At 63.8% G+C, this 10385-nt stretch carries 9 protein-coding genes; 4 read left to right on the top strand and 5 right to left on the bottom strand.

The features are described from left to right. Nucleotides 1-1202 (bottom strand): efflux RND transporter periplasmic adaptor subunit (locus ACYPXD_RS17530; RefSeq protein ID WP_459713817.1); only part of this gene is annotated, 1202 nt, incomplete at its 3' end. Nucleotides 1203-1339: 137 nt separating this feature from the next. After that, nucleotides 1340-2935, bottom strand: coding sequence for an efflux transporter outer membrane subunit (locus tag ACYPXD_RS17525; protein ID WP_459713815.1), 1596 nt, complete (start codon nucleotides 2933-2935; stop codon nucleotides 1340-1342). A gap of 91 nt (nucleotides 2936-3026) precedes the next feature. On the opposite strand from ACYPXD_RS17525, the gene ACYPXD_RS17520 reads away from it, so the two are divergent. Continuing rightward, nucleotides 3027-3176, top strand: a complete 150-nt coding sequence (locus tag ACYPXD_RS17520; RefSeq protein WP_459713813.1) for a hypothetical protein — start codon at nucleotides 3027-3029, stop codon at nucleotides 3174-3176. 375 nt (nucleotides 3177-3551) lie between these two features. Here ACYPXD_RS17520 and ACYPXD_RS17515 read toward each other — a convergent pair whose 3' ends face one another. The 3 genes from ACYPXD_RS17515 to ACYPXD_RS17505 all read right to left on the bottom strand — a co-directional run bounded on the left by ACYPXD_RS17515 (nucleotide 3552) and on the right by ACYPXD_RS17505 (nucleotide 7937). Continuing rightward, complete coding sequence (locus ACYPXD_RS17515; protein WP_459713811.1) at nucleotides 3552-4664, bottom strand: TAXI family TRAP transporter solute-binding subunit; 1113 nt, start codon at nucleotides 4662-4664, stop codon at nucleotides 3552-3554. A 64-nt stretch (nucleotides 4665-4728) separates the two neighbouring features. Continuing rightward, nucleotides 4729-6078 (bottom strand): zinc ribbon domain-containing protein, encoded by a 1350-nt coding sequence (locus ACYPXD_RS17510; protein ID WP_459713807.1) that lies wholly within the window; start codon nucleotides 6076-6078, stop codon nucleotides 4729-4731. A gap of 356 nt (nucleotides 6079-6434) precedes the next feature. After that, complete coding sequence (locus tag ACYPXD_RS17505; RefSeq protein ID WP_459713805.1) at nucleotides 6435-7937, bottom strand: MDR family MFS transporter; 1503 nt, start codon at nucleotides 7935-7937, stop codon at nucleotides 6435-6437. A 186-nt stretch (nucleotides 7938-8123) separates the two neighbouring features. Here ACYPXD_RS17505 and ACYPXD_RS17500 point away from each other — a divergent pair, with 186 nt between their 5' ends. From ACYPXD_RS17500 to ACYPXD_RS17490, 3 genes are all read left to right on the top strand, one after another. After that, on the top strand, nucleotides 8124-8930 hold the full coding sequence (locus ACYPXD_RS17500; protein ID WP_459713803.1) for a TetR/AcrR family transcriptional regulator: 807 nt from the start codon (nucleotides 8124-8126) through the stop codon (nucleotides 8928-8930). Further along, on the top strand, nucleotides 8837-9589 hold the full coding sequence (locus tag ACYPXD_RS17495) for an IclR family transcriptional regulator domain-containing protein (RefSeq protein WP_459713801.1): 753 nt from the start codon (nucleotides 8837-8839) through the stop codon (nucleotides 9587-9589). Before ACYPXD_RS17500 ends, ACYPXD_RS17495 begins: the two co-directional genes overlap by 94 nt. Before the next feature lie 282 nt (nucleotides 9590-9871). Continuing rightward, nucleotides 9872-10330, top strand: coding sequence for a response regulator (locus ACYPXD_RS17490; protein ID WP_459713798.1), 459 nt, complete (start codon nucleotides 9872-9874; stop codon nucleotides 10328-10330). Nucleotides 10331-10385: the final 55 nt, after the last annotated feature.

Here is a 10385-nt window from a genome sequence, read left to right as displayed (position 1 = left end):
CCTGGGCCGGCGGCGGCCGCCGCAGGGGCGCTCGCCGCTGCCGCGCCCGATGCGGCGGCGGGCGGCTGCCACGCAACGGGCACCACGGGTTCGCCCTCGTGGACGCTCTGCAGTTGCGTGACCAGCACATGGTCGCCGTCGTCGAGTCCGGCGGTGACGATCCAGCTGTTCTTGTACTGGTAAGCCGTGGTGATGTCCTTGCGGACGACCTTGTTGTCCGCGCTGGCCGTGTACATGTACGAGCCGACCGTGTCGCGCAGCAGCGCCTGCTGCGGCACGAGGATCACGTTGTTCTGCTGGCCGAGATTGATCGTCAGGTTCACGTACATGCCGGGCAGCAGCACCTGGTCCGGATTGGGCACGAGCGCGCGCAGATTGACCGCACCGGTCGTCGCGTTGACGGTGACGTCGGTGAAGTCGAGCGTGGCGACCTTGTCGTAGACGCTGCCGTCGGGCAGGGTGACCTCGACCGTGGTCTTGTTCTGGTTCGTCAGCGCCACCGAGCCCTTCGTCGCGGCCTGGCGCAGCGTGACGAGATCGGCCGCGCTGATCGTGAAGTTCACGTACGACGGGTCGATCTGCTGGACCGTGGTGAGCAGCGTGCCCGACGCGCCGGTGTCGCTGTTGCTGCTGCCGACCACCGCGCCCGCCGTGACGAGTTGCTGGCTGGCGATGCCGCTGATCGGCGACGTCACGCGCGTGTAGTCGAGGTTGATGCGCGCGCTTTCGACGAGCGCCTCGTCCGCTTTCACCTTCGCGGCCGCGCTACGTTCGGCGGCATCGGAGTTGTCGACCGTCTGTTGCGAGACCGAGCCGACCGGCAACAGCTTGCGGTTGCGCACGGCGGTGATGTGGTCGTTGACGTAGGTCGCCTGGTCCTGCGCGAGCTGCGCGAGGTTGTTGTCGAGCTGCGCCTTGTAGAACGTCGGGTCGATCTGGAACAGCAACTGCCCTTCGCGCACCTGGCTGCCTTCCTTGTAGACGCGCTTGAGCAGCACACCGGACACGCGCGCGGTCACGTTCGCGCTGTAATAGGGCGAAAGCCTGCCGACCAGATCTCTCGTGAGCGGCACGTCCTGCTTGTGCACGGTCACCACCGCCACATGCGGCGGCGGCGGTGCGGCCGGCTTTTGTTTGCTGCAAGCGGCGAGGCCCACGAGTAACAGGCACAGCAAAGGCCCGCGTAGCGGGAATGACTTCATGAAGACTCCATTCTTGCTTGACGGCGGTGATGACGACAGCCCGAGGCATCCGGCGCGGCATGCGTCCAGTGACGAAGCCGGGAAACCAGCCGGAACGCCGCGAGTAGCGGGGGTTTAACCATGCAGGACCGCGCGGTTCAACGTGGCGGCGGCGTCGACGCCTGCTGCTGATCCGACGCCGCATTCGGCGCCGACGCGGCGGTCGCTTTTGAAGACGTGCCGTTTTCGGCGGCCTGCATGTCCTTGTAGTCCCAGCCGCCGCCGAGGTTCCTGACGAGCGCGACGCTGCTTTGCGCGAGCAGCGCCTGCGTATCGTTCAGGTTCTGTTCGGCGAGCAGCAGGGTCAGCTGCTGGGTCAGCACGTCCTGCTGGCTGGCCGCGCCGACGTCGAACTGCGCGTTCGAACTGGCGAACAGCTGCTGGTTGCGTTTGAGAATATCCGTGAACGACTGCGCTTGCTGACGCAGGTGATTGACCGACGACAGGCTGTCTTCGACAGTCTGGAACGCGGTGAGCACCGTGTTCCGGTAGGTGGCGACGTTCTGGTCGTAGGTGGCACGGGCCTGGCGCACCGCGGCTGTGCGTTCGCCGCCGTCGAAAATCGTCTGGGCGATATCGGGGCCGAGCGTCCAGAAGCGGTTCGGCAGCGAGAACAGATTGGCGAACGTATTGTGCTGGAAGCCGCCCGTGGCCGACAGCGTGACAGTCGGGAAGAACGCCGCTTCGGCCACGCCGATCAACGCGTTGGACGAGGCCGCCGTGCGTTCGGCGGCAACCACGTCGTAGCGGCGCTCGAGCAGTTGCGACGGCACGCCGAGCGGAATGGCCGGCTGCGCGAACGCGTAATTCGGGTCCGGCGCGATCGAGAAGTTTCCGGGCGGCACGCCGACCAGCACGGCGATAGCGTGCTCGTCCTGTTCGCGGGTGATCAGCGTGGTCTGCAAGTCGGCGATCACCACTTCGAGATTGTCCTGCGCGGCGAGCACCTGGTCGTTCGACGCCTGGCCTGCGCGATACGCTTCCTGCGTCATGTACAGGATGCGGCTGTCGATATCTTTTTGTTGCGTGAGCAACTGGATGTCGATGTCGGCCTGCCGCAACTGGAAGTAGTCGATCGCGAGGCTCGCGGCAATGGAGAGCCGCTGCCCGGCCAGTTGCGCGTCGGTGGCTTCCGCGGTGCCTCTCGCCGATTCGACCTGGCGGCGGATGGCGCCCCACAGGTCGAGTTCCCACGACGCCGTTGCGCTGGCGATGAAGTCGTTGTTCACGCCCGGCGCGAGCGAGCCCGTGGCCGAGCGCGAGGTTCCGCCGGACGGCGTGCCGCTGCGCGTGCCGGACAGGTCCGCCGTGACGATCGGGAACAGCTGCGCGCGGTTTTCCTGGACGATCGCGAGCGCGGCGCGGTACGCGGCTTCGGCGGCGGCGATCGAGAAGTTTGCCTTCTGCGACTGCTCGATGAGTTCGGTGAGCTTGTCGTCGTTATACATGCGCCACCAGTCGCTCGCGAGCGACGCCTGCGGGTTCGCCTGTGCGCGGTTCCAGTCGGCGCCTTCCTTGAAGCTCTGGGGCACCTGGACTTCCGGGCGCTTGAAGTCGGGGCCCAGCGCGCAGGCGGCGAGGGCAAGCGTGGCCGCGAGCGCGACGCCGTTCTTCAGGAGGCGCCATGCCGGCGACGGCGGCACAGCGCGCGGCGCTTTAGTAAAGGTTGGGGCAATCAGCGAAACAATTTTCACGCATGCTTCCTGTCAAGGAATCGATTGGCGAGTGAAATACGACGGGTTGCAAAAATGAACGTATAGCCTTCCTCGATAACGAACGCTCGTCGTGCATCCGGCGATTCTAGTCGGTATGAGTGAAGTTATGACTGCGGCTTTTGTTTACGGCGTGTTTCGTATGGCCGCAACAACAGCCGCCATGCAAAGCGGTTGCGTAAGCTTAATGAAAAAATACGTGATGCACGACTATTGGAAATGAGCGAATTTTTAAATTCGCACGATGCCGATTGCGAAGTTTGATCGCCTAATGCGAAAAGACGATGGTCGAAAAGTCATGGAAACGGCTGAAATCAGGCGATCCGGATTAACTCGTTCGCAATGTTGCTTACACAACACTTCGCAACTGTTGTCTCCAACAGAGGGAGTGGAGTGCTATGCGTGGGTCGCTGTTGCACCAATGCAATAATGCATTGCGGTATAAGAAGTAATCGACGCGCCGCTTCATTTCCGGGGCGGCGGATTTTTTATGTCGCTCTTGTCGTGCATGATTAAAGGGCATTAGGTAATGGAGAACGGGTAATGGAGAACGGTGCGCAATGCATACCGTTCTCCACGGGGGCAACCTTCGGGTGGGTTACTTTCCGCAAAGCAGTAGCAGACGCTCCTGATCGGAGCACGGCCGCCGGTTGGTTTTCTGGGCAGCGGCGGCGCGCTCGGGCGTTGCCGCCGTGCCCGTGCCTGCGGCCGCTTGCATCGCGGCGCGATGCGCGAGGCACGCCTTCAGATGCTTCTCCACCGGCTGGTAATATTGCCAGCCCTTGCCGAGGCTCGGCAACTCGAGTTTCACCTGTTTCCACTTCGGGTGACCGTGCTCCTGCAGGTTGTCGAAGTTCTCGCATAGCGAGTCGGCGAAGCGGTTCAGGTTTCCGACCGTGTCGCGCAGATTGTAGTCATAGGTGACAAGAAACGCCTTGACGGTCCACGTCGGCACGTCCTCCTTGAGCCAGTTCGGGTAGCTCGATACGCGGATCGTCGCGGGGAAGTATGTCTGCTTCGCGCGCGCGCTTTCGGGCGCGTTCGGATCGACGCGCAGAAAGCGGATCTGCTGCAGCAGGTCGGGGTTCATGTCGGTAAAGAGCTTGGCAGGCTGTCCGGCCACGACGATCGCCACGTCGATCTTCTTGACGATCAGCGCGGCGAGCGCGTCCTCGTTGCTCAGGTGCTGGATGTTCTGCTCGGGAATCGGCTGGTTGAACATCAGGCGGTAGAGCGTCGTTGCCGACTGCGCCGTGCCGCTGCCGATCAGGCCGACGCTGATCACTTTATCCTTGATCTCGTTGATGTTCTTCATCGGCGAGTCGTTGCGCACGACGAAATAGATCTCTTCGTCGTAGAGCGGCATGATGAGCCGCAGCGGGCGGATCGTCGTGCCGGCATCCTGGTTGCCGGAGTTGGCCATGTCCACATAGGCCTGGTAGACATCGGACTGCACGAGCGCGAGCTTGACGCCGGGTTCGAAGCGCATCCGCTGGACGTTTTCGGCGGAGCCTTTCGAGGGAATCACTTCGAGGTCGATGCCGACCGGCTGGGCGACCCATTTCGACAGATCCTGGCCGATCTGAATATAAGTGCCGCGTTCGGGGCCTGTCACGATCTTGTAGTGCGCGCTTGCCGCCGCGGCGACAGCGAGTGTCGCGAAGAGCAGGGCGATCAGCCCCGCCAGTCCCGCTAGAGCAATTTTCAGCATGGTCTCTCTCCCATTTTTGGTGTCGATGTGCGGCAGACTTCAATACACTTTGGAATCCGTATGGTTAACGTGCGGTGTCCGACGGCACGGCGTGCTTCCATCCCGATTGCCTGATCGCGCGCTCCTGTGCATCGGGACTGTTGCCGTTGCTTGCCGGTGTCGCGGTGCTGGCTGTCGCGGGCTGGCTTGCGGCGGCTGTGGCGGGGGGGCTTGTGCTTCTGTTCGCGGCTGATGGGGCGGTGGTCGGCGCGCCAGTTGTCGCGGTGGCTGTGGCATTGGTTGGCGCGTTGGCGGGCGCGGTGGTTGGTGCACTGGTTGGTGCGCTGTTGGGTGCGCTGTTTGGTGCATTAGCCGGCGCACTGGACATGCGCGGCAACGGAGGCGGTGTCGCCGATGCCGCCCCGTCCTTCGCGGTGGCCGCCGCCGTGCCCCAGTCTTGCGACGACGGCAGGCGCACATTGCTTGCGCCGCGCGGTAGCGGCGCTGCGGTGGCCGCTTGCGCACCGGATGCCGCGGCGCCGGCCGTCGACGACTTCGGCGGCGTCAAGGGCGTCCAGCCCGTCGACAAAATCGCGCGTTCGAGCAGCGATTGTGCAAGCAGGCTGCTCGAATCGATCGCGAGCGCGTCCGATGCCTGCCGCTGCACGCATCCCCATGCACGCTCGCTCGCGCATCGGTCCGCGCCTTGCAATGCGGCGTCGCGCCGTTGCTCGCGTGCGGCGATGTCGCGTTGCAGGTCGCGTGCATCTTCGTTGTCGGCCTCGCGCGCGAGCGCGGCGTTGGTCGCTGCCTTCGCGTCGGCGAGATTGTTTCGCGCGAGGCTCGCGCGCGCGGCGCGCAGGCTGTCGGGCACGTCCTTGAATTGCGGCATCACGCGCGGTTTGGGCACGGCCGGTGACGTGCGCCCATCGGCGCCAGGCGGCATCGGGTTCGCTTGCTGTTGCGACGAGTAGGGCGAGATCGAGCCGACCGACGAGCTCGCGTACTGATCTTCGGGCGCGGGTTCCGGTTTTTTGCTTTCGCCGAGCAGCAGATACGCGGCATAGCCGAGCGCGACGATGAACGCGACGAGCAGCAAGCCCTTCGCGAAGAGCCACTGTGTGGTGTGCCAGAACGTCAAACGACGCTCGATCGCGGCGTCGTCGCGGAAGTCGGGTTTGACCGGCGGCAGATCGGTTGGCGCGCCGTCACCGGCCGATGGTGAGGCGTGCGCGGCCGGCACCGCGGGTGCGGGTGTGGCCGGCATCGCGGGCCCCACGGCTCTTAACGTCGTATCCGGGCGGGTGCGCGCGGCCGTTTCGAGGGGACGATCGGTGCCGCAGTAAGGGCAAAAATCGACATGCTGATAGAGCACACCGCCACAGCGCTTGCACGGTGTGGGGAAACTCTGGTCACGAGTAATCTGAGCGGACATGCTGTCGATCCACCGTTATGGCGATGCCATTTCGGCATGCTCAGGATCGTCGTTGAAGCGATCGGCAAGGATTCGCGGAACTCACGATCTACATGCGCAGGGAAACGGCGAGGCTGGACCGAGCGCCGCCGCTTGCAGAAAATATGGGTGGTTTCCAACAGCGCGTCAATCGCCGTTGTTACCTACCGCACACAGGCGTTTCCGCCTGACCGATATAGACGACTGAGCGAGGGCATTTTTACGGTGCACGGACCGTTGTGCACCGTATTCGCGTGCACCACGTTTTTAATCATAAGAATAGCTAAACGACTGAACTAACGCATCGCGCAAGCCCGCCGTGTCGCACATGCACCGCATTAATGCTTGCGCAGCGGATGATCCTGCATGAGCCACGCAAGCGCGAATGCAAGCACCACAACACACGCAGCAGTTAAATATACGGTATGCAACGCGTCCGCAAACGACAGAAGATAGGCGCTGCGCATGGCATCGGGCAGTTGGTGAATCGCAACAGGGCCGAGCGAGTGCGGCAACTCGGCGCCTGCCGGCAGCGCAGCTTGCAATCGCGTGGCAAGGCCGTTCGAGAAGATCGCGCCGAAACCCGCGACGCCGACCGAACCGCCGATCGAGCGGAACAGCGTCGCGCCCGACGTCGCGACACCGAGGTGCCGGAATTCGACCGAGTTCTGCACCGCGAGAATCAGCACTTGCATCACCATGCCGAGGCCGCAGCCGACAAGGCCCATATAGACATACATCGTATGCACGGGCGTGGACACCTGCAGCGTGGCAAGCAGCGCCATGCCCGCGGCGACGAACAGCGTGCCGACGATCGGGAACATGCGGTACTTGCCGATGCGGCTGATGAGCCGGCCGCTGATGATCGACATGACGAGCACGCCGCCCATGATCGGCAGCATCTGCATGCCGGCTTCCGAAGGCGTGGAATTCTTGACGACCTGCAGATACATCGGCAGAAACGTGACCGAGCCGAACAGCGACACGCCGACGATAAAACCGATCGCACTCGACAGCAGGAAGGTGCGCTGACGAAACAGTTCGAGCGGCAGGATCGGTTCCGCCGCGTGACGCTCTTCGTAAATGAAGCCGGCCACGCAGACCGCGCCGAGCACGAGCGTCATCCACAACTGCGCCGACGACCACGGCAACAGGCCGCCGCCTTCGCTGGTAAACAGGATGATGCAGGTCAGCGCGCCGGCCAGAAACGCGGCGCCCATAAAGTCGATCGAGTGCTTGACCTGCACGGTGCGCGGCTTGAATACCGCGCCGATCACCGCGAGCGCGACGATACCGAGCGGCACGTTGATATAGAAGATCCAGCGCCACGACAGGTGGTCGACGAGAAAGCCGCCGAGCAGCGGGCCGACGACAGTGGCGAGACCGAACACGCCGCCGAATATGCCTTGATAGCGGCCGCGCTCCGCGGGTGGAATGACGTCGCCGATCGCGGCCATCGTGATGACCAGCAGGCCGCCGCCGCCGAGACCCTGCAGCGCGCGCAGCAGCACGAGCTGCGTCATGTTCTGCGCAACACCGCACAGCGCGGAGCCGATCAGGAACAGCACGATCGACGTTTGCAGCACGATCTTGCGGCCGAACAGATCGCCGAACTTGCCGTAGAGCGGCACCACGATGGTGGACGTGAGCAGGTAGGCGGTCACGACCCACGACAGGCTGCTGAGCCCGCCGAGCTCGCCGACGATGGTCGGCAACGCGGTCGACACGATGGTCTGGTCGAGCGCGGCGAGCAGCATGACGAGCAGCAGCGCGGGAAACAGCAGCCGCAGCGACGGGCGCGGCGCGGCGTGCTCGACTGGCGCGGGGGCGGGGGAATTCACGTCGATGTCCAGGTCCATGATGCGGCAAGCGAACTTGAAGCAGGCTTGAAATTAATTAACACGAAGATTAATATTATTCGACGTTGGTGGTTTCGTCAAATGTGACCGGTGAGCGCGGTCCAGCGAAGTCGGCTGGCGGTGGGGCCTTATAGTGTTTTTTTCAAAGCAGTCTGACGGTGGGAGCTTATGGCGAAGGCAGTGCAGGCGGGCGGTGCTGTGGCGGAGGGGCGCGTGCGCAATGGGGTGCGCCGGCGGGCTGCGGTTGCCGCGGGCGCGAAGGCGGCAGCAGGCAAGTCAAATGAGTCCAATGAGCCGAACGAGGCAGGCGATGCCAATCAGGGCGCCGCTGAAGCGCTGCCCGCGCGCCGTCCTGGCCGCCCGACAGGCGCAGCGCGTGCACCCGAGCAGCGTGCGCGGCTGCTCGACGTCGCGCTCGCCCTGTTCGCGCGGCAGGGTATCGTCGATACGACGCTCGGTGCGATTGCGCGCGAAGCGGGCTGTACGCCGGCCATGGTCCATTACTACTTCAAGACGCGCGATCAGCTGATCGACGTGCTGATCGACGAGCGCTTCGCGCCGCTGCGCGCCGCGCTTGCCGGTGCATTTCGCGAGAACTGCGACAACCCCGTCGCGGCGATCACCGAATTCGCGCGCCGGCTCGTCGCCACGGCCGGCGAATATCCGTGGTTTCCGTCGTTATGGGTGCGCGAGGTGATGAGCGAGGGCGGGTTGTTGAAGAAGCGGATGAACGAGCGCTTCGGCGATACGCAGCAGAGGGCGTCGCTTGCGCGCATCGCGAAGTGGCAGAAGGAAGGGCGCCTCAATCCGGACATCGAACCGTCGCTGCTGTTCGTGTCGATACTCGGAATGACGATTCTGCCGCTCGCCGCGTCGAACGCATGGCGCAACGATCCCGCGCGCAGCCGGCTGACCGCCGACGATATCGCGCGTCATGCAGTCGCGCTGCTGACGGGCGGCGTCGGACCTCGCTAGTCGTTGTGTTTGCAACGATCGTTGCGCGTCGTGCAGGCGGCGCGCGCGGCGCCGCTCACTGCCTCACTGCGCGAGCGGCCTGCGCTCGAGCGGTGCGTCGAGCGCCTGCGAACCGGCCAGTGCATCGAGTATGCGTAGGCCGCATCGCGACATTTCGCAGACAGCACGCCGCAGCGGCGTGCCCATCGTGGCGTGACGATCGGCGTCAGCCGCGCCGTCACGCCTACCGATGTCGCAACCAGCGCGGTCGCAGCCGGTGCAACCGCCGCATAGCGCGGCTCGTTCATCATGGATCAGCAAACGTGCTGCTACGTGGAGGGAGCCCGACAACCGACGAGGCACGCAATGTGCTTACCCACGTGGTGTTCCGCAAGTCGACGCAACAGACGCTGGCGTCGGCCGAAGCCGTGCTGAGCATTCTGCCGCATGTACGCGCGCAAGTACGGCGAGGACAACGAGGGGCAGGAGGAGGGGCTGCAATGCATCGCGTGCCGGTGTTCGAGCGGTTCGGGCGCGTGATGGCAGGGCTTTCGATTTCGTTTCCGAGTATGCGTTGCGGCGCCGATACGAAAGCGCATTATGTCGCGTTGCTAAAAGAGTCCGGGCGTGCGATTTCAGCACAACTGGGCTATCGCGACAGTCTTCGCACGCCGGATTGAGCATTGTGCAGGGTCCGCGGTCGGTCACGCGCGCGCCTTAAAGTTGGGCTAACGTGGCGTCGCCCGCGTCGCTGCGGTGCATTGCGCAGCAGCGTACACTTTCTTGCAACTCGTCGGACGCAGTGGGGTCAATGGACGGTAGATTGATACGAACCGCACGGCGAACAGCGCGCTGGCGGTTTGTGCTGGAACGTCGTGTAAATATGCAAGGGTGGTGAAGCTCGTACAGTCTATTCGCTGTCGGCGCTGGCGCGGTGAAGTGCCTGACAAGACCACGTCAGAATGCATAAACAGCTGAACAACAGCTGCTTTTTAGGTAACAACGCAAAAATGAACGGTGCATTAAGGCTCGATCAGACGACGATCGTGCTTGTGGAAGACGACCCGCAAAATCGCGAGTCGCTCAAGAGTTTGCTGGAGTCCGAAGGCGCACATGTGGTGGCAGTGTCGGATGCGGAGGAGGGAGTCGAAGCGGCGGTGCGTGTCATGCCCGACGCGGTCGTGTGCGACATCGACTTGCCTGCCATGGACGGGTTCTATCTGATCCAGCGGTTGCGCGATCACGAGATTCGCGGCGATCACGCGCCCGCGGTGGCGATTGCAATTACCGGCCATACCGACGAAGCCTACCGCTTGCGCAGCATTGGCGAGGGATTCCATCATTTCATGACGAAGCCGGCCCGTCCCGAGGCGCTGGTGACGCTGCTGCACGACGCGATCGGCGCACGTGCGGCGGGTTAGCAGCGAGACGATGCGTCACGCGTCTTTTGACGCGTTTTCGTGCCTCGGGCGCCAG

The organism is Paraburkholderia sp. 2C (genome assembly GCF_054589215.1).
The sequence above is the reverse complement of the archived record's forward strand: the minus strand, read 5'-3'. Positions and strand labels throughout refer to the sequence as shown.